Origin of the sequence: Crenobacter oryzisoli (assembly GCF_030385785.1) — a bacterium.
Classification (GTDB): Bacteria; Pseudomonadota; Gammaproteobacteria; order Burkholderiales; family Chromobacteriaceae; genus Crenobacter_A; species Crenobacter_A oryzisoli.
Map to the genome: position 1 here is coordinate 176,772 of NZ_JAUEDK010000003.1, position 20,255 is coordinate 197,026.

The 20,255-nt window shown below is 64.1% G+C and carries 13 protein-coding genes; 7 read left to right on the forward strand and 6 right to left on the reverse strand.

Annotated features, from left to right (window positions below):
• Positions 1 to 198: 198 nt before the first annotated feature.
• Positions 199 to 5,004: an NAD-glutamate dehydrogenase gene (locus tag QU481_RS02895; protein WP_289828382.1), complete on the reverse strand. Its 4,806-nt coding sequence runs from the start codon at positions 5,002 to 5,004 to the stop codon at positions 199 to 201.
• A gap of 530 nt (positions 5,005 to 5,534) precedes the next feature.
• On the opposite strand from QU481_RS02895, the gene QU481_RS02900 reads away from it, so the two are divergent.
• The 7 genes from QU481_RS02900 (at position 5,535) to QU481_RS02930 (ending at position 11,750) form a co-directional block, all read left to right on the forward strand.
• On the forward strand, positions 5,535 to 6,299 hold the full coding sequence (locus QU481_RS02900; protein WP_289828383.1) for an ABC transporter substrate-binding protein: 765 nt from the start codon (positions 5,535 to 5,537) through the stop codon (positions 6,297 to 6,299).
• 72 nt (positions 6,300 to 6,371) lie between these two features.
• Positions 6,372 to 7,136, forward strand: a complete 765-nt coding sequence (locus tag QU481_RS02905) for an ABC transporter substrate-binding protein (protein WP_289828384.1) — start codon at positions 6,372 to 6,374, stop codon at positions 7,134 to 7,136.
• A 117-nt stretch (positions 7,137 to 7,253) separates the two neighbouring features.
• Entirely contained in the window at positions 7,254 to 7,943 is a 690-nt protein-coding gene (locus tag QU481_RS02910) for an ABC transporter permease (protein WP_289828385.1), read from the forward strand.
• Positions 7,940 to 8,671, forward strand: coding sequence for an ABC transporter permease (locus QU481_RS02915; RefSeq protein ID WP_289828386.1), 732 nt, complete (start codon positions 7,940 to 7,942; stop codon positions 8,669 to 8,671). The genes QU481_RS02910 and QU481_RS02915 overlap by 4 nt, the downstream gene beginning before the upstream one ends.
• Before the next feature lie 13 nt (positions 8,672 to 8,684).
• On the forward strand, positions 8,685 to 9,812 hold the full coding sequence (locus QU481_RS02920; protein WP_289828388.1) for a succinylglutamate desuccinylase/aspartoacylase family protein: 1,128 nt from the start codon (positions 8,685 to 8,687) through the stop codon (positions 9,810 to 9,812).
• Entirely contained in the window at positions 9,809 to 10,639 is an 831-nt protein-coding gene (locus QU481_RS02925; RefSeq protein ID WP_289828389.1) for an ABC transporter ATP-binding protein, read from the forward strand. Before QU481_RS02920 ends, QU481_RS02925 begins: the two co-directional genes overlap by 4 nt.
• A 127-nt stretch (positions 10,640 to 10,766) precedes the next feature.
• Complete coding sequence (locus QU481_RS02930; protein WP_289828390.1) at positions 10,767 to 11,750, forward strand: GlxA family transcriptional regulator; 984 nt, start codon at positions 10,767 to 10,769, stop codon at positions 11,748 to 11,750.
• 208 nt (positions 11,751 to 11,958) lie between these two features.
• On the opposite strand, the gene QU481_RS02935 is transcribed toward QU481_RS02930, so the two are convergent.
• The 5 genes from QU481_RS02935 to phoU form a co-directional block, all read right to left on the reverse strand.
• Entirely contained in the window at positions 11,959 to 14,154 is a 2,196-nt protein-coding gene (locus QU481_RS02935; RefSeq protein ID WP_289828391.1) for an ATP-binding protein, read from the reverse strand.
• Positions 14,155 to 14,240: 86 nt separating this feature from the next.
• Entirely contained in the window at positions 14,241 to 16,604 is a 2,364-nt protein-coding gene (locus tag QU481_RS02940; RefSeq protein WP_289828392.1) for a heavy metal translocating P-type ATPase, read from the reverse strand.
• A 185-nt stretch (positions 16,605 to 16,789) separates the two neighbouring features.
• On the reverse strand, positions 16,790 to 17,869 hold the full coding sequence (gene corA, locus QU481_RS02945) for a magnesium/cobalt transporter CorA (RefSeq protein ID WP_289828393.1): 1,080 nt from the start codon (positions 17,867 to 17,869) through the stop codon (positions 16,790 to 16,792).
• Positions 17,869 to 19,368 carry an exopolyphosphatase gene (gene ppx, locus QU481_RS02950; protein WP_289828394.1) on the reverse strand — a complete coding sequence of 500 codons (1,500 nt, stop codon included), beginning with the start codon at positions 19,366 to 19,368 and terminating at the stop codon, positions 17,869 to 17,871. The genes corA and ppx overlap by 1 nt, the downstream gene beginning before the upstream one ends.
• A gap of 94 nt (positions 19,369 to 19,462) precedes the next feature.
• The gene (gene phoU / locus QU481_RS02955) at positions 19,463 to 20,176 is read right to left on the reverse strand and encodes a phosphate signaling complex protein PhoU (protein ID WP_289828395.1); all 714 of its coding nucleotides are present in this window, start codon (positions 20,174 to 20,176) and stop codon (positions 19,463 to 19,465) included.
• Positions 20,177 to 20,255 lie beyond the last annotated feature (79 nt).

Genomic DNA, 20,255 nt, shown 5'->3' on the forward strand with positions numbered 1-20,255 from the left:
CTCTTCCTGATGGTGAGTGCCCGTCTTGGCGTTGGCGTCGATGGTGACCGTCCCTGCCCACAGTTTGTTCGTACGGGCTCGGGCATGCGTGATGGCGGCCGCTCTCGTCATGCCAGGTGTTTGCGGCATGTTGAGGTCGCACTGCGGACATGAAAAAAGCGGCCTCGAGGGGCCGCTTGTTCCAGGCTGCTTATTCGCTTAGGCGAGCAGCTGGTTGGTCAGCTCGCGCATGCCGGCGGACAGCATCGCCAGGTCCAGCGCTTCGAACGACTGCAGTTCACCCAGCATCTGCTGGCAGGCCTCGGCCTGCTGGTGACGCTCATCCAGCCACACTTGGCCGAATACATCGCCACCGCCGTTGCCCATCGCCTGACCGGTCAGCTTGCGATGCAGGCGGTACAGGTCGTCGCGCAGCGCCGAGCGAGCCAATGCTTGCCAACGGTTGTCGCGCGGCAGGCGGGTGATCGCTTCGCGTACCCAATCCAGGCGCAGCTCGTAGCCCAGCGTCAGGTAGTTGGCGGCCACAGCCTCCAGCGACAGCTCGCTGCCCTCGGCGGTGTCGATCACGTCGAGGAACGGCACGGCGAACTCCAGGCGCGGCAGCAGGCGCGCCAGGTGCTCCGGCAGGTTCTCGTGCGAGCGCAGACGAGCTTCGAGCTCGGCCACCGCCGGGTAGCGCTCGCCGTCCACCAGCTGCGGCAGCGCGGCCAGCAGCGCCTGCACCTTGTCGCGATACTGGGCGATCAGCGCGTTCACCGAGCCGATCGGACGCTTGTGGCGCAGGATGTGGCGGGTGATGCGCTCGATCAGCGTGCGCACCAGCACCATCATCTCAACCTGCAGGTCGGCCGGCACCTTGGTGTCGAGCGACTCGATCTCGGTCCACAGCGCTTCGCCGCCAAACACATGGTTGGCTACCCACCAAGCGCGTGCGATGTCGGCCTCGGACAGCGGGGTCTCTTCCTTCAGGCGGAACACGAAGGTGGTGCCCATCCGGTTCACCAGCTGGTTGGCCAGCTGGTTGGCGATGATCTCGCGCTTCAGGTGGTGCGCCTTCATCTCCTTGCCGAAGCGCTGCTGCAGGGGTTTCGGGAAGTAGTTGACCAGGATGGACTCGAAGTCCGCATCGTCTGGCAGGTCCGACTTCAGGATCGCCTGGTCGAGCGTGATCTTGCTGTACGCCAACAGTACCGACACTTCCGGGCTGGTCAGGCCGCCACGCGCCATGCGGCGCTCGGCGATCTGCTGCTCGTTCGGCAGGTATTCGAGCTCACGGTTGAGCTCGCCGGCCTTCTCCATCGTGGTCATCATGCGCGCCTGGGCGTTCAACATCTGCGCCGAGTGCAGGCGGTTGATCGCGAGCACCTGGGTCTGCAGGTAGTTGTTGCGCAGCACCAGGTGGCCGACTTCGTCGGTCATCTCGGCGAGCAGCTCGTTACGCTGCTTCAGCGTCATGTCGCCGGCCTGCATCACGCTGCCCAGCAGAATCTTGATGTTCACCTCATGGTCGGAGCAGTCCACGCCGGCCGAGTTGTCGATCGCGTCGGTGCACAGCAGGCCGCCCTTCAGTGCGAACTCGATACGACCGCGCTGGGTGCAGCCGAGGTTACCGCCCTCGCCTAGCACCTTGACGTTCAGCTGGTTGCCGTTAACGCGCAGCGCGTCGTTGGCACGGTCGCTGGCGTCGGCGTGCGACTCGGTCGAGGCCTTCACGTAGGTACCGATACCGCCGTTGTACAAGAGGTCTGCTTCGGCCTTCAGGATCTCGTGCAGCAGTTCGTTCGGCGCCATGCTGTCGCGATCGGTCTTCAGCCATTCCTTGACCTGCGGCGACAGCGGGATCGACTTCGCCTTGCGCTCGAAGATGCCGCCGCCTTCCGAGATCAGCTCCTTGTTGTAGTCGGTCCAGCTGGAGCGCGGCAGGTTGAACAGGCGCGCACGCTCGGCGAAGCTCGTTGCCGCGTTCGGGTTCGGGTCCAGGAAGATGTGCAGGTGGTTGAACGCTGCCTTCAGCTGGATGTGTTCGGACAGCAGCATGCCGTTGCCGAACACGTCACCGGCCATGTCGCCGATGCCGACCACGGTGAAGTCCTCGGTCTGGATGTCCTTGCCCAAGTGGCGGAAGTGACGCTTCACCGACTCCCACGCGCCGCGGGCGGTGATGCCCATGCCCTTGTGGTCGTAACCGGCCGAGCCGCCCGACGCGAACGCGTCGCCCAGCCAGAAGCCGTACGCCTCGGACACGCTGTTGGCGATGTCGGAGAAGGTCGCGGTGCCCTTGTCGGCGGCCACCACCAGGTACGGATCGTCCGGGTCCAGACGGCGCACGTCCTTCGGCGGCACGATCTTGCCGGTCACCAGGTTGTCGGTCACATCCAAGAGAGCCGAGATGAAGATCTTGTAGCAGGCGATGCCTTCAGCGAGGAACGCTTCGCGGTCGCTCGGCGCCGGCAACTGCTTGCCGACGAAGCCGCCCTTCGAGCCCATCGGCACGATCACCGAGTTCTTCACCATCTGGGCCTTCACCAGACCCAGTACCTCGGTACGGAAGTCTTCCATGCGGTCCGACCAGCGCAGACCGCCACGGGCCACCTTGGAGCCGCGCAGGTGCACGCCTTCGACGCGCGGGCTGTACACCCAGATCTCGAACAGCGGGCGCGGCTGCGGCAGGAACGGGATCGCCCCCGATTCCAGCTTGAACGAGATGTAGGTCTTCGGCAGGCCGTCCTCGGCCTTCTGCCAGTAGTTGGTACGACGCACCGCCAGGATCACGGTCAGGAAGCCGTTGAGGATGCGGTCCTCGTCCAGGTTGGCGACCTTGTCGAACGCTTCCTTCAGCTCTGCCTGCAGCTTTTCGGCCAACTTGTCATCGGCGCTGACCGGGTTGAGACGCGCGTCGAACAGGCTCACCAGACGGCGGGTAATGTCCGGGTAGTTGGCGACGCACTGCTCGATGTAGGCCTGGCTGAAGGTCAGACCGGCCTGGCGCAGGTACTTGGCGATCGCGCGCACCAGGGTGATCTCGCGCCAGTCAAGGCCGGCCACCAGCGCCAGACGGTTGAAGCCGTCGTTCTCGGCGCGGCGGGCGAACACCTGGGCGAGCAATTCCTGGAAGTCCTTCTGCACATCGTCGTTGGCCATCTGCTCGACGGCGCTGCCGAGGTCGAGGCCAAAATCGCTGATCCACACTTCGGAACCGTCGGCGCGGGTGATGCGGTACGGATGCTCGTCCTGCACCTTCACGCCCATGTTCTCCAGGATCGGCAGGCTGGCAGACAGGCCCAGCGGCGCACCGGCGCGGAACAGCTTCAGGTTGAAACCCAGGGTCGCGCGCGACAGCGGACGGTACAGCTTCATCGCCAGCGGCTCGGCTTCGTTCACCGCCTCGATGTGCTGGATGTCGAGCACGGCGTTGCGCGGCGCGAATTCTTCACGGTAGGCAGTCGGGAACGCGCTCTTGTAGCGGTGGTACAGGGTGTTGCCCTGCTCTTCGCCGGAGGCTTCCAGCAGCAGCTGGTGCAACTCTTCGCTCCAGCCCTTCACCACGCGGGCGATCTCGGTCTCGATCTCTGCTTCGTGGAAGGCCGGCAGGTTAGCCGAAGAGGTCTTGATGAAGTAGTGCACGCGGGCCAGGATGCCGTCGCCGACCTGCACCGAGTACTCGGTGGACAGACCGTTGAACGCGTTCAGCAACACCTTCTCGACCTTCAGGCGCACTTCGGTGTTGAAGCTCTCGCGCGGCACGTACACCAGGCAGCTGACGTAACGGTGATAGCGGTCTGGACGGGTGAACAGGCGCACGCGCGGGCGCTCCTGCAAGCTGACGATGCCCTCGGCGATCGGCAGCAGCGCCTCGGCACTGATCTCGAACAGCTCGTCGCGCGGGTAGGTCTCCAGCACGAAGGCCAGCGTCTTGGCCTTGTAGCTGTTGTCGACGTAGTCACACGCACGGGTGACGTACTCGACCTTCTTGCGCAGGATCGGGATTTCCTTCAGCGGCGCCTGGTAGGCGTGCGCGGTGTAGAGGCCAAGGAAGCGGCGCTCACCGACTACCTCGCCCTTGGCGTTGAAACGCTTGATGCCCACGAAGTCGAGGTAGGCCGGACGATGGAGGATCGAACGGGTCTGCGACTTGTTGAGGATGACGCGCTGCTTGTGGTGCGCGAGTTCGCGCAGCTCCTGCGGCAGCGCCTCGAAACTGGCGGAGAATTCCTTGTCGCCCTGATCCTTCAGGATGCCGAGGCCCGATTCGCGAACGATCTTCAGACGGTCACGGCCATCTTCCTTCACCAGATCGTAGTCGCAGTAGCCCATGAACAGGAAGTTGTTGTCGGCCGCCCACTTCAGGAAGTCGACCGCTTCGACGGCCTCTTCATCGGACGCTGCCTTGGCCAGCTCTTCGTTGATCGCGGCCAATTGCGCGCGCATCGCCGGCTCATCGGTCACGACCAGGCGCAGGTCATCGAGCACGCGCTTCAGGTCGGCTTCCAGCGCCTTCAGCGTGGCGCTGTCGCTGACGCGGTCGAGCTGCACATGAATGAACGACTCCAGCGGCAGGCTACGGTCTTCGGTGCGGCGCACCTCCACCAGCTTACCGGACGCATCGCGTGCCACCGACAGCACCGGGTGTACCAACAGGTGCAGCGTCAGATTGTGACGCGCCAGCATCATCGCGATCGAGTCGATCAGGAACGGCATGTCGTCGTTGACGATCTCGATGACGGTATGGGTGCTCTGCCAGCCATCACGTTCGAAGTCTGGATTGTAGATACGCGCCTTGGCCGTGCCAGGGGTGCGTTTCTCAGCGAAGTCGTAGTGCGCCATCGCCGCGCCGAACAGGTCCAGCGAGGAGAAACGCGACAGATCCGCGTGCTCGGTTTCTTCAAAGTAGATGGGGAAAAATTCGGAGCGCTTCTGACTCTCGGCGCCGGATAGCTTGTTCGCAGCCACGGACTGCAGATCCGTAATCAAGCTCGCCAGCTCGGTCTTGTTCGTAAGCGACATGGGGGGGTCTTCTCTTGTTGTGTACACAGGAGTGTGTCGAGGCATTGTAGAGAGGCGGCATCGGCACGGATTTCCTGAATGCGACATCGAGTTACAAAAAAGTGGGGCACGCTGATACGACCGTTTGAGAAGTCGTTCCACCTGAAGCCATTCTGCATCTGCACATGCTTACAGCAATGCGACAACGTCTTACAAAAACGATTGGATACAACACCTTACGGCCCTGTGGCATAACATCGGCAAGCAATTGATTTATCAGCTGTTTACCGAACAAAACAATCTTGGCTAGAATGCGCGGCTTTCATCCACCACGGCTTGCCACCCTGCCCCGGTGCGTTGTTGGCCCAAAACATTCATGCCAAGATGGTTTGGGTCGGCGCTCTCAAAGCGACCGCAACCAAATAACAACAACCCGGTTTCCCGACCTCCGCCATGGAGAGCTTCGGGGATGGATACAGGTGCACGAGCCGGCGGTCCGACTGCCGCTGCAACGGCTCGCGCCGCAATCGAGAAGTAAGTAGAGAAATCGCATGAAGAAGACCCTGGTACTCGGCGTCATCGCCGCCTCCCTGTTCAGCATCGGCGCCCAAGCGGAAACGCTGCGTTTCGGCATGGACATGAACTACCCGCCGTTCTCCAAGCAAGGCGCCGACGGCAAGCCGCAAGGCTTCGACGTGGACATGGCCAACGCGCTGTGCGCCGCGATGAAAGCGACCTGCCAGATCGTGCCGCAGGACTGGGATGGCCTGATCCCGGCGCTGAACGCCAACAAGTTCGACGCCATCATCTCGTCGATGCAGATCACCCCGGAGCGCCAGAAAGCGGTCGACTTCACCAACAAGTACTACAACATCGCCAGCCGTATCATCACCAAGGTCGGCACCAAGGTTGATCAGAACACCTTCAAGGGCAAGAAGATCGGGGTGCTGCGCGCCTCGACCCAAGAGAAGTTCGCCAAGGACTACTGGGGCAAGGACGGCGCTTCCATCGTCGCTTACAACAAGGCGCCGGAATCGTTCCTGGACCTGAAGGCCGGCCGTGTTGACGCGGTGTTCGTCGACGGCGCGGTGGGCGACCAGGAGTTCCTGAAGACCGCCAACGGCAAGGGCTACGCCTTCGTCGGCCCGAACTACAGCGACCCGAAATACTTTGGCCTTGGCGCCGGTATTGCGGTGAAGAAGGGCAACAAGGCACTGGCCGAGCGCCTGAACAAGGCAATCGCCGAGATCCGTAAGAACGGCAGCTACAAGAAAGTACAGGACAAGTACTTCAGCTTCGACGTCTACGGCAACTAAACCGCCGCACGTGAATCCCCGGGGCCGCGCCGCGGCCCCGCCTGCCCTCCTACTCAGATCATCGGAGAGATCATGATCAAGCCCGTGTTCGCCCTCGGCGCGCTGTCGCTCGCGCTGTGTTTTAACGCCTCGGCCGAAACTCTGCGTTTCGCCACCGATGCGAGCTATCCCCCGTTCTCCAAGCAGGCCGCCAATGGCAAGATGGTCGGCTTCGACCCGGACATCGCCCAGGCACTGTGCAAGGCGATGAAGGCCACCTGCGAGGTGGTGCCGCAAGACTTCGACGGCATCATCCCGGCGCTGAACGCCAAGAAGTTCGACGCCGTCATCGCATCGATGAACATCACCGACGAGCGCAAGAAAGCCGTCGACTTCAGCGACCGCTACTACAACATGCCGAGCCGCCTGGTCGGCAAGGCCGGCACCACGATCAACGACGCCTGGTTCAAGGGCAAGAAGATCGGCGTGCTGCGCTCGTCGATTCAGGAGAAATACGCCCGCGACCACTGGGCCAAGCTCGGCGCCACCACGGTCTCCTACGGCAAGGCCCCGGAATCGTTCATGGACCTGAAGGCGGGTCGCGTCGACGCAAGCTTCGTCGATGCGGCGGTCGGCGACACCGACTTCCTGAAGACCCCGAATGGTAAGGGCTTCGCCTTTGTCGGCCCTGAATACAACGAGGTCAAGTACTTCGGCAACGGCGCCGGCATCGCCGTACGCAAGGGCGACAAGGCCCTGCTCGACCGCATCAACAAGGCGCTCAAGCAGATCCGTGCCGACGGTAGCTACGATGCGGTACAGAAGAAGTACTTCAGCTTCGATATCTACGGTAAGTAAACGTCGCACCTGCCCGCCTCGTCCCCCGGGGCGGCCATCGATGCAGACAACCGAGCCGACGCGGCCGCGCGCCTGAGGCGCTGCGGCCGACGATCCGGCCGAACGGGGATGTAAGCCATGTTCTTGCAAGGTTATCTACCGAGCATTCTCGATGGAGCAATGCTCACGCTCAAGTTGGCGGGCGCCTCGCTGGTGGTGTCCGTAGTCCTTGGGCTCATCGGCGCCGGATTCAAGCTGGCGCACTCCAAGCCGCTTCAGTGGCTGGCCGAACTGTATTCCACCCTGATCCGCGGCGTGCCCGACTTGGTGTGGATGTTCATCCTGTTCTTCGGCGGCCAAATGCTGATCAACGACATCGCCACCAAGATGGGCTGGCCCGCTCCGGACATCGACCCAATGCTCGCCGGCGTGCTGACCATCGGCGTAATCTTCGGTGCCTACATGACCGAAACCTTCCGCGGCGCAATCATGGCCGTGCCGAAGGGTCAGATGGAGGCTGGCGCCGCCTATGGCATGTCGCCGCTGCGGGTGTTCTTCCGCATCACCGTGCCGCAGATGATCCGCTTCGCGCTGCCGAGCTTCTCCAACAACTGGCTGGTGCTGGTGAAATCCACCGCACTGGTGTCGGTGATCGGCCTGAACGACATGATGTACAAGGCCGATACCGCCAAGTCGGTGACCCAGCAGCCGTTCACCGTCTACGTGGTGGTCGGCGCGATCTACCTGGCCATCACCACCGTATCCATCTTGGTGCTCAACGCACTGGAAAGACGCTATTCCACTGGCGTGCGGGAGAGTGAACTGTGATCGACTTTGCACTGATTGCCGACAAACTGCCGTCCTTCCTCGGCGCCACCGACGGCGCGCCGATGATGTCCACCGCCGACGGCCTACTGATGACGCTGGAACTGTTGGCGCTGTCGCTGTTCTTTGGCCTGGCCCTGTCGGTGCCTCTGGCACTCGGCCGCGTCTCCAAGAACAAATGGATCGCCCGGCCGGTGTGGCTGTTCACCTATGTGTTCCGCGGCACGCCGATGCTGGTGCAGCTGTTCATCATCTACTACGGCCTGTCGCAATTCGACTGGGTGCGCAGCAGCTGGGCCTGGGAATACCTGCAGAGCGCCTATGTGTGCGCCATTATCGCCTTCACGCTGAACACCTCGGCGTACACCACCGAGATCATCGCCGGCCAGATCCGCAACACCCACTGGGGCGAGATCGAGGCGGCCAAGGCGATGGGAATGAGCAAATGGCTGATGATGCGCCGCATCGTGGTGCCGTCGGCGCTGCGCCGCGCCCTGCCGGCCTACAGTAACGAGGTGATCATGATGCTGCAGGGCACCTCGATCGCCGGCCTGGTGACGCTGGCCGACCTGACCGGCGTGGCCCGCCGCATCTATGCGGACACCTACCAGGCGTTCGAGCCGTTCCTGGTGGCCGGCGCGTTCTACCTGACGCTGACCGTGCTGTTCGTGTGGCTGTTCAAGCGCGCCGAGAAGCGCTGGCTCGCCTTCCTCGGTCCGCGCAAGGCCTAAGGGACGACCGATCATGCGACGCATCGATCATCCGCTGCTCTCCCCCAGCCTCGGTGCAGCCCGGCAGCTGAGCAGTTTCCACTTCGGCGAGGCCGGGCGTGGCGAGAAGGTCTACATCCAGGCCGCGCTGCACGCCGACGAGCTACCGGGCATGCTGGTCGCCTGGCAGCTGAAGCAGCACTTCGCCGCGCTGGAAGCAGCCGGCCGGCTCAACGGCGAGATCGTTCTGGTGCCGATGGCCAACCCGATCGGTCTGGACCAGACGCTGCTGGGCTACCAGCTCGGCCGCTTCGAACAGGGCTCGGGGCTCAACTTCAACCGCCACTATCCGGCGCTGGCCGATAGCGTCTACGCCATGGTGCGCACTGCGCTCGGCAACGATGCCGCCGCCAACGTCCGGCTGATCCGTGCCGAGCTCTCGCGCCAGCTGGCCGAGCTGCCGGTGAAGAACGAGCTGGCCAGCCTGCGCCACACGCTGCACGGCCTGGCCTGCGACGCCGATGTGGTGCTCGACCTGCACTGCGACGCGCGCGCCGCGCTGCACCTCTATACCGGCACGCCGCTGTGGCCGCAGTGCGAACCGCTGGCGCGCTACCTGGGTGCTCACGCCACGCTGCTCGCCACCGAATCGGGCGACAACCCGTTCGACGAGGCCTGCAGCCAGCTGTGGTGGCAGTTGGCCGAGCGCGCCGCGGCCGACGGGCTAACCGTGCCGATCCCGCCCGCCTGCCTCGCCGTCACTGTCGAGCTGCGCGGCCAGGCCAGCGTGCACCCCACCCTGGCCGAACGGGACGCCGATGCCATCGTCGCCTTCCTGATCCACCGCGGGGTGATCGGCGGCGAGGTGCCGCCCTTGCCCGAACTGCTGCACCCGGCCACCCCGTTGGCCGGCTCCGAAACCCTTGCCGCCCCCCACCCGGGTGTGGTGAGCTTCCGTGTCGAACCGGGCGCCACTGTTACCGCAGGGCAGCCGCTAGTCGATATCGTCGACCCGCTCGACGACCGCGTGACCACCCTCGCCTCACAATACGGCGGCGTGGTCTACGCTCAGGAAAACCGTCATTACGCGACCACAGGCATGGAGCTGGCGAAGATCGCCACCGCCACGGCCTTCAAGACAGGAAAGTTGCTATCAGCATGAAACCGATCGAACACCCGAACGCCGTGGCCGCGGCCCAGTCGACCCTGGAAAAATCCGGCCAGATCAAACTGCAAGTCGAAGACATCCACAAGTGCTTCGGCCAGCACGAAGTGCTCAAGGGCGTGTCGCTGACCGCCCACGCCGGCGACGTGATCAGCATCATCGGCTCGTCCGGCTCCGGCAAGAGTACCTTCCTGCGCTGCATTAACCTGCTCGAGTCGCCAAACAGCGGCCGCATCGCGGTGGCCGGTCACGAACTGAAGCTGGTCGAGGACAAGAAGCTCGGCCACTTGAAGGCGGCCGATCCGAAGCAGCTGGCGATGCTGCGCACCAAGCTCGCGATGGTGTTCCAGCACTTCAACCTGTGGGCGCACATGACCGTGCTCGAGAACATCATCGAGGCGCCGATCCACGTGCTCGGCATCTCGAAGGACGAAGCAATCGCCCGCGCCCGCAAGTACCTCGACAAGGTCGGCCTCAAGGGCGTCGAGGACAAGTACCCGGCGCACATGTCCGGTGGACAGCAGCAGCGTGTGGCGATCGCCCGTGCGCTGGCGATGGAACCGGAAGTGATGCTGTTCGACGAGCCGACCTCGGCTCTCGACCCGGAACTGGTCGGCGAAGTGCTGAAGGTGATGCAGGACTTGGCGCGCGAAGGCCGCACCATGGTGGTGGTGACCCACGAGATGGGCTTTGCCCGCGAGGTGTCCAACCATGTGGTATTCCTGCACCAGGGCCGCATCGAGGAACAGGGCAACCCACGCGAAGTGCTGGTCAACCCGAAGAGCGAACGCCTGGCGCAATTCCTCTCGGGCCGACTGAAATAATCGTACAATAGCGCCCTAAAGACGGCCGGGCCCGTGATCCGATCTGGCCGTTCTGAAGATTCCATTCCGCGCCATGACGCCACCGGGCGGCATGGCGCGCTTATATTTGGTCAGCTAAGAAACGCCTATGGCTTTGCAATCGTCCGCCGCCAAACCGCTACGTTACGGTTTCCTTCTGCTGCCACACGCCTCCATGTCGGACCTGGCAATCGCCACCGACGTGCTGACCCGCGCCAACCAGCAGGCCGAGAAGAAGCTGTATGAGATCCTGACCCTGTCGCTGGGTGGCGAGCCGGTCACCTTGTCGAACGGTTTCAAGTGCCCGGTCGATCTGCCGCTGTCGTACACTCCGAAACTCGATCTCTTGTTCGTGCTCGCCGACGACATCCACAATGACGTCAACCTCGACGAGTTCGCTCGCGGCATCAACGCGCTGAACCTCGACAAGATGCCGCTGGCCGGCCTCGGCTGCGGTAGCTACTGGCTTGCCAAGGCCGGTTTCCTGAACGGCCACCGCGCCACCATCCACTGGCAGGAGATCAGCCGCCTCAACGACGAATTCCAGGACGTGATCGTCTCGTCTAACCTGTTCGAGATCGACCGCCAGCGTCTGACCTGCGCCGGTGGCGCCGCCACGTTCGACTTCCTGCTGTCGCTGATCGACAGCAGCCAAGGCCACGAATTCTCTGCGCGGCTGTCCGAACTCTTCAGCATGGAGCGGCTACGCCCCGGCAACGAGCGCCAGCGCATACCGCTGGCCACCCGCATCGGCGGCAGCCAGCCGAAGCTGACCGAGGCGGTCAGCCTGATGGAGGCGAACATCGAGGAGCCGCTGTCGACCGATGACATCGCCTACTACGTCGGCGTGTCGCGCCGCCAACTCGAACGGCTGTTCAAGCAGTACCTCAACACCGTGCCGTCCAAGTACTACCTGGAACTGCGTCTGGGGCGTGCCCGCCAGTTGTTGCAGCAGACCAGCAAGTCCATCGTGCAGATCGGCCTCGCCTGCGGCTTCTCCAGCGGTCCGCACTTCTCCAGCACCTACCGCAACCACTTCGGCATCACGCCGCGTGAGGAACGCGCACAGCGTACCCAGACCTACGTCTCCTGAGCCTCTGGCCTGCCTTGAGAGACGCCGGCCCGAGAGCCGGCGTCTTCGCTTGAGCTCGGCCGCGCGAGCGTCCCTCCACAGCCTGTGGAATGGCACAGCAACCGGAATGCACCGACCTGCGCGCCATTTTGCGAGATATACCCTGCAATAACGACGAACGCTGAGCGGCCGCCACAGAACTCCGATCAGCAAGGAGCTGAACAGGCTCTCAGCTTTCCTGTCCTTGCCGGCGTGACATGATCGGTCCCGGCTCTGAAGCCTGGCGCAGCCTGAGCCATGAACGCGCCCCGCCGCCTGGGATGTTCTCTACCCCGATCTGGCCGCGGAATTGCTCGATGATGGTCTGACAGATCGACAGACCCAGCCCCATGCCGTGCGGCTTGGTCGAATGGAAGGGATGGAACAGCATGTCGAGCATATGCGCCGGCACGCCCGACCCGTTGTCCTCGATATGCAGCCGCACCTCGCCGTCCACCAGCCGGCTGGCGATCAACAGCTTGCGCTCGGCCGTGTTCTCTCGCATCGCATCGAGCGCGTTCGACAGCAAGTTCAGCATCACCTGCTCGAGCTGGATCGGATCGACCCGCACCGGCAACGGCCGGCTGTCGAGCTGCAGGGTGATGTCGATCTCGGAGGCCCGCAGATCGAATTCGGCCAACTGCAGACAGTTGGCGACGACCTGGTTCAGGTCGACCAGACCGGTGCTGACCGGCCGCTTGCTGACGAAGGCGCGCAAGTTGCGGAGGATATCGGCGGCGCGCAGTGCCTGCTGCTGCGTCGCCTCCAGCGCAGAACGCACCGGCGCTATCGGCGGCTCGATCTCGTCGAGCAGGCTGATGCTCGCCTGGCAGTAGTTGGCGATCGCGGTCAGCGGCTGATTGAGCTCGTGGGCGATGCCGGACGCCATCTCGCCCATCGTGTGCAAGCGGGTCACGTGCGCCAGCTTTTCGATGTGTTCACGCGCGCGCAATTCGCTCTGTTCCATCGCATGGCGGGCGCGACGTTGCATCGGCGTCAGGTCTCGGAACACGAACACCGCACCGCTGATCTGCCCCTGACGCGAAAACAGTGGCGCCACCGCGCCGTCGATCGCCAGCAGCTCGCCGCTCGGCAGCAAGAGCTGGGTATTCTCCGGCAGCTCGATCGGCACGCCACCATCGAGGCAGCGCTCCACCACCGACACCGCCACGCTGTCGCTCAGCTCGTAGCGCAGATGTACGCATTCGGCGAACGGACGGCCGACCAGTTGGCCGTCCCACTTGAGCATCTGCATCGCCATCGGGTTGGCCAGCTCGATACGCCGGTCGACACCGAGCGTCAGCACCCCTTCCCGGATCGACTGCAGCGTCACCAGCGCACGCTCGCGCTGCTCGAACAACGCCTCGTCGGCAGCAGCGCGCGACTGCTGCAGCGTCGAGCGCTGCCGATAGATCAGCAACAGCGACAGGCACAGCAGTGCCACCACCAACTGCTGGAACAGCAGCGTACCCCAATGCAGCTCCTCCCAATGCGGAGCACGGCTTAGCCGCAGCATGAACGGCTGAGCCTCGCTCGGCAGCGGCAGCACGGCCTCCTGTCCGAACAGCAGCTCTTGCCAGCTCTGCGGGTGTGGTTCAGCCGGGCTGCCGAACAGCTCGGCCAGGGGATGCGAGGCGGGCTGACGGGGATTGAGCAACGACAGGCCCAGCGCCTGGCGGTCAAGAATAAGCGGCTGCAGCAGCAGGCTGAAATTGACCGACAACGCCACCACGCCGAGCAAACGCTGCGGCTGCCCCGAGCCGCTGGCGAGCACTGGGCGCAGCAGCAGATAGCCGCGTTCTCCCGGATAGCGCTCGAATTGGGGCGACGCCTGAGTCCGGTCGTACTTGATCGCCTGGCGAATCGACGCAGCGATGATCGGTTCGCGCCAGCTGTCCATGCCGAGCAGCGGGATGGTCTTGGGGGTCCGCGGCTCGACCATCGCCACCGGCAGATAGTCTGGATAGTCACCGGATGCCCGCCAGCTGCGCCGCCGGCTCGGATCCTCTTCGCGCACCGCAAAGCTAGTCCCGTAGCGCGCACGCATTGCCGCAGTAAATTCTCCCAGGTCGCCGCGCTCGACGTATTGGTAGAACTCGATGGTATAGAGACCGGGATAACGCAGCAGCAGCTCGTGGCTGAAGCGTTGCAGCGCATCGATGTCCAGCGAACGGCGTGAGGTGATCTGCGCCTCGATCGCCGCCACCACCGCCTCGTTCTGATCGAGCTTGCGCGAGACCATCGAGTAGATGTGGCGGGTGTCCTTGTCGAACGCTTCCTTCAGCCGGGCATGCTCAAGCCTGCTCCAGATCAGCGTGAGCAGCAGGGCAAGGCTCCACCAGAGCAGGGCAAACAGCCATTTCTTCGGTAATGGCCGAAGCTCCATAGCTTTTCTTTTCGTCCCGTCGAAAGGACAACATTTTATGCTGAACAGGAACGCGGCACCATGGCACCACGCCCTCTCCGCCCCACTCAGCGCCAGCGGCGCAACAACAGCGAATTCGACACCACCGACACCGAGCTCATCGCCATCGCCGCGCCGGCGATCACCGGGTTGAGCAGGCCGAACGCGGCCAGCGGGATGCCGAGCGTGTTGTAGACGAAGGCAAAGAACAGGTTTTGGCGGATCTTGCCGAGGGTGGTGCGCGACAGACGGATCGCGTCGGCGACATGCAGCAAGTCGCCGTGCATCAGCGTCACGTCAGCGGTCTCGATCGCCACGTCGGAGCCGGCGCCCATCGCGAAGCCGACCTCGGCCGCCGCCAGCGCCGGCGCATCGTTGACGCCGTCGCCGACCATCGCCACGCGGCGCCCCCGCTCGGCCAAGCTTTTCACCTCGTCGGCCTTGTCCTGCGGCTTCACCTCGGCGCGGAACGAACGGATGCCCGCCTCGCGCGCAATCGCCTGCGCGGTCGCCTGCTTGTCTCCCGTGAGCATGATCACCTCAATGCCGAGCGTGGCAAGCGTCGTGACGGCCGCGACCGATGTCGGCCGCAGGCTGTCGGCCAGTGCCAGCAGGCCGACCAGCGCCCCGTCGACGCCGACCCCGATCACGCTATGGCCGCCGCGGTACAGTGCCTGTGCCGCGTCCGGCAGCGTCTCGCTACTCACCCATTCCGGCGTGCCGACCCGTACCGTGCCGACGCCGGGCAGTCGCGCGCTGACACCCGCCCCCACCTCAGCGATGAAGCTTTCCACCGGCGCGAGCGCAATGCCCTGACGTTGCGCCGCCGTCAGCACCGCGCGCGCCAGCGGGTGTTCTGAACCAGCCTCGACGCTGGCGGCCAGCCGCAACAGCTCCGCTTCGCTCCGGCCCGGTGCCAGCCAAGTCTCGACCACGCTCGGCTTGCCCTCGGTCAGCGTGCCGGTCTTGTCGACGACCAGCGTGTCGATGCGGCCTGCCGACTCCAACGCCGCCGCGTTGCGGAACAGGATGCCGCGTCGCGCGCCGTTACCTACCCCGACCATCACCGCGGTCGGGGTGGCCAGCCCCAGCGCGCACGGGCAGGCGATCACCAGCACCGCCACCGCGTTGAGCAGCGCACGCACCCAGTCGCCGGTGACGAGGCCCGTCGCCAGCAGCGTGACGAGCGCGATACCGACCACCACCGGCACGAAGATGCCGGAAATCCGGTCGGCCAGCCGTGCGATCGGCGCCTTGCTGCCCTGCGCCTCGGCGACCCGCCGCACGATGTCGGCCAATAGGGTGGTCTCGCCGACACCGCGCGCGGTCAACCTCAGCATGCCATCGAGGTTGCGGGTGCCGGCGTACACCATGTCGCCGACCGCCTTGGCCACCGGCATGCTCTCGCCGGTCAGCAAGCTCTCGTCGATGTCGGCCCGGCCGTCCAACACCCGGCCGTCGACCGCGATATGTTCACCGTGGCGCACCAGGACGATGTCACCGACACGGATCTCGGTCAGCGGCAGCTCGACCAGCTCGCCGCCGCGCTCGACCCGCGCGGTCTTCGGCGCCAGTCGCAGCAGCGCCTCGATGGCGCCCGAGGTCTTGCCCTTGGCGCGCGCTTCCATCAGCTTGCCGAGCAACACCAGCGTGATCACCGCGGCGCTCGCCTCGAAATAGACATGCAGGCCCTGCCAGCCCGCCAGCACCACCACCGCCGAGAACAGATAGGCCATGCTGGTGCCCAGCGCGACCAGCACGTCCATATTGGCGCCGCCCCCCTTCAGCGCCAGCCAGGCACCGCGGTAGAAGCGCCAGCCGGCCACAAACTGCACCGGTGTCGCCAGCGCCAGCTGCCAGTAGCGCGGCAACATCAGTGCATGGTTGCCAACGAACATCGCCACCATCTCGACGAGAAACGGCAGCGTCAGCACGAGCGAGGCCAGAAACCACAGCCGCTCGCGCCGGTAGGCGGCGGCGTGGCGTTCGGTTAGCGTCATCTCGGTCGCGGCCGTCTGCAACGTCGCCTTGTAACCGGCGCGCTCGACGGCGGCGAGCAACTCGGCATCCGTCACCACGCCGACCGGGGCAGTGACGCTGGCGGTCTCATTCGCGAAATTGACGCTCGCCACGCCGACGCCGGGCAGGCGGTTCAACACCTTCTCAATCCGTGTCGCGCAGGCGGCGCAGGTCATCCCTTCGATATCCAGCGTGCGGTGCTGCGCCGGCACGGCGAAACCGGCCCCTTCCACCACCGCGACCAGCGCCGGCACCGCGGTGGCGGCCGGGTCGTAGTCGAGCCGGGCGGATTCGCTGGCGAAATTGACGTTCGCGGTCACACCTGGCTGACGGTTCAGCACCTTTTCGAGCCGCACCGCGCAGGCGGCGCAGGTCATGCCGGTGATCGGCAGGGTGAGCGTTCGGGTCGACATGGGGGCTTCCATCTGCAATGGCTATGCCTTATTTATACCCCCCAAGGGTATATAACGCAAGCCGCAAAAAAAACCCGTGTCACCATGACACGGGTTGATTCGACCAACCTCCACTAGCTGGCTGCGTCGCGAACAGGCCAAGCGCAGCGATTCTGGCTAGGCGCCAGGAGGGATTGTTCGCGGCGCTAAATCCAGCGCTTCTTCCAGAAGTAGTAACCGAGCAGGCTCGAAATCACCAGCATGCCGGCAAGCACCGTGAAGTAACCGTAACGCCAGTGCAGCTCTGGCATGTACTCGAAGTTCATCCCGTAGATACCGACGATCAGTGTCAGCGGCATGAAGATGATGGTGATCACCGTCAGCACGCGCATCTGCACATTGAGCCGGTTCGACTGGTTGGACAGGTACAGGTCGAGCATGCCTGACACCATGTCGCGTGACGATTCGAGCGACTCGATCAGGTGCAGCGTGTGGTCGTACGCATCGCGCAGGTAGATCCGGCTCTCATCGCCGAAATGCGGGTGATCACCCCGCGTCGCCTGGTTGAGTGCGTCCCTCAGCGGCAGCAGCGCACGCCTGAAGCGCAGCGAGTCGTGCTTTAAGCGGTGGATGGTACGCAGCACGCCGTTGTCGCGGTTGCCGAGCAGGGTCGAATCGGCCTTCTCGACGCGCAGCGTGAACGCATCGAGCACGCCGAAATAGTCGTCGATGATAGCGTCGATCAGCGAATATGCCAGGAAATCGGCGCCGCGCTGCCGCGCCAGCCCCTTGCCGCTGTGGAGGCGGTCGCGCAGCCCCTGGAACAAGCCGATCGACTGGTTCTGGAAGGTGATGACGAAGCCTTTGCCGATTACCAGGTACACCTGGTGATAACCAAGCCGGCCGCTGCCCTCCTGGTAGTGGAACACCCGCGCGGCGAAGAACAGGTAGCTGCCGTAGTCCTCCAACTTGGGACGCTGGCGGGCATTGAGGATGTCCTCAAGCACCAACGGGTGCAGGCCGAAACGATCGCCGATCACCTTCAGCACCTCGGGCTCCTGCAGGCCATAGACATTCAGCCACTGCACCTTGCCCTTGGGCTGATAGGCGAGCCCCTCGGCAATCGAGCGGAACTGCGTTTCCTCGCAACGCTCCGGCCCGTAGTCGAGCAACCGGATCAATGGCACTCCATCCCCCGCCTCGGCGCCGTTGCCGCTCACCGGCAGCAGTACGCCCGGCTCCTCGCCGAGCGTCGGCAGGCGTGTCTTCGCCTCCGGATGACGCATCAGGCGGCTTCCTCGATCTCCAGGGCGAAGCCGATCTTGCGCCATTGCGAGACTTCTAGCTTGAACGCGCTGGCGGTCAGTGGATTGGTCGACAGCCAGTCAGTATCGAGGCAGAGCGTGAAGCCGTGCGAATTCGCCTTGAGGCCGAGACTCCCCGGCAGCTCGATGTCCTGGCGGCGACGATAGAACAGCGCCGCCAGGCGCAGCGAGACCACTGCCTGCCACAGCGCCGGATCGGTCACCAGGTCCAGCATCTTGCCCATGTCACCGCGATGGCCGACGACGATAGTCGACAGCACCGTCTGCTCGTGCTTGGAGAAGCCCGGCATGTCGGCGTTCTGCAGGATGTAGGCCGAATGCTTGTGGTAGGCGGTGTGCGCGATGGTTAAGCCGATCTCGTGCAGCCGCGCCGCCCACAGCACGCGCTTAAGGTGGTTCTGGTCGACATCCTCGCCGGCAACCATCAGGTAGAAGCGTTCGGCCAACGTCTGCACTCGATTGGCCTGTTCGAGGTCCACGTGGTAGCGACGCTTGAACTGGGTCACCGTGGTGTCGCGCATATCGCGCTCGCGCTGCCGGCCCATCAGGTCGTACAGCACGCCGTCGCGCAGCGCCCCATCGGCGACAGTCATCCTCTCGATGCCCAGCTCCTCGAACAGCGCGATCATCACCGCGAGGCCACCCGGCAGCACCGGCGCCCGGTCGGACTTCAGGCCGTTCAACGATGTGCTCTTCTTGATGGAGCCGAGCTTGATCAGCTCATCGCGCAGGCGCTCCATGCCGGCCAGCGTGATGTCGGTGCTGGAATAGTCGTTGATTTCCAGCACGTCGCGCAGCGAGCGGGCGGTGCCGGAGGTGCCCACCGCCAGCTGCCAGCCCTCGCGGCGGTAGTCGGCGGCAATGCGCTGTACCTCGCTGCGCGCGGCCAGTACTGCATCCTGAAAGGCCGACTGGGTCAGCTTGCCGTCGCGAAAATAGCGCAGGCTGTAAGTGACGCAGCCTAGCGGCAAGCTCTCGGTCACCTGCGACTTGTACAGCGTGCCGATGATGAATTCGGTGGAGCCGCCGCCGATGTCGACCACCAGGCGTTTCTCGCGGGTGGCCGGCAGGCTGTGTGCGGCGCCCAAGTAGATCAGCCGCGCTTCTTCGCGCCCGGCGATGATCTCGATCGGAAAGCCGAGCAGCGCCTCGGCCTGGGCGATGAAGGCAGGGGCGTTCTTGGCCACGCGCAGCGTGTTGGTGCCGACCACGCGCACCTGTCCGCGCTCCAGACCGCGCAGCCGCTCGCCGAAGCGGGCGAGACAGGCTAGCGCTCGCTCCTGGGTGTCGTCGTCCAGGAATTTGTCTTCGGTCAGGCCGGCGCCGAGGCGCACGGTTTCTTTCAGCGTGTCAAGGGTATAGAGCTGGTCGTCGAGCACCCGCGACACCTGTAGGCGGAAGCTGTTCGACCCCAGATCCACGGTGGCGAGAACATCGTACTGGGGCGTGTTGTTGGTCACGTTAGGCCCATGGCAAATGAAAATGGCGGTAACCGGAATGTTACCGCCATTGTCCAGCCAACGTCACGGGGGCAGATGCCGCCGTGCTCCGGACTTAAGCCAGATTGTCGCCCAGCGCTTCGCGTTTCAGTTGGTCGATCGAGGTATGACGGATGTCCTTGCCCTTGACCAGATAAACCACGTATTCGGAGATGTTTTTCGCATGGTCGCCGATCCGTTCGATCGCCTTCGAGATGAACATCGTGTCGATCGACATCGTGATCGTACGCGGGTCTTCCATCATGAAGGTGATCAGTTGGCGGACCTCGGCAGCGAAATCGTCGTCAAGATGCTGATCGGCTTCGAGCAGCTCCAGCGCGGCAGTCGGATCGAGGCGGGCAAACGCGTCGAGCGCACGGCGCAGCATCCGCAGCGCGTTCTGGCCCATCTTCTTCACTTCGCGGAAACGCGGCACCTGGAAGCGCTCGGCCTCGTAGATGGTCTTGCCCATCCGCGCGATCTTCTGCGCCTCATCGCCGATCCGCTCGAGATCGGTAATCGTCTTGATCACCGTGATTACCATGCGCAGGTCGCCAGCGGCCGGCTGGCGGCGCGCGATGATATGCTGGCAGTCGTCGTCGATCGTCACTTCCATCGAGTTGACGTGCACGTCGTCGGCGATCACCTTGTCGAATTTGGCGATGTCGCCTTCGGACAGCGCGTCGAGCGCCGCGATGATCTGCTGCTCGACCAGCCCCCCCATCTGCAGCACGCGCGTGCGGATGGTTTCCAACTCCATGTCGAACTGCTTGGAGATATGTTCAGACATATCATCCCCCTAAATTCTTCAAGATGGCCGATGCTATCCCGGTCAGATGACAACATTGTGACAATTTGGCATCACTCCG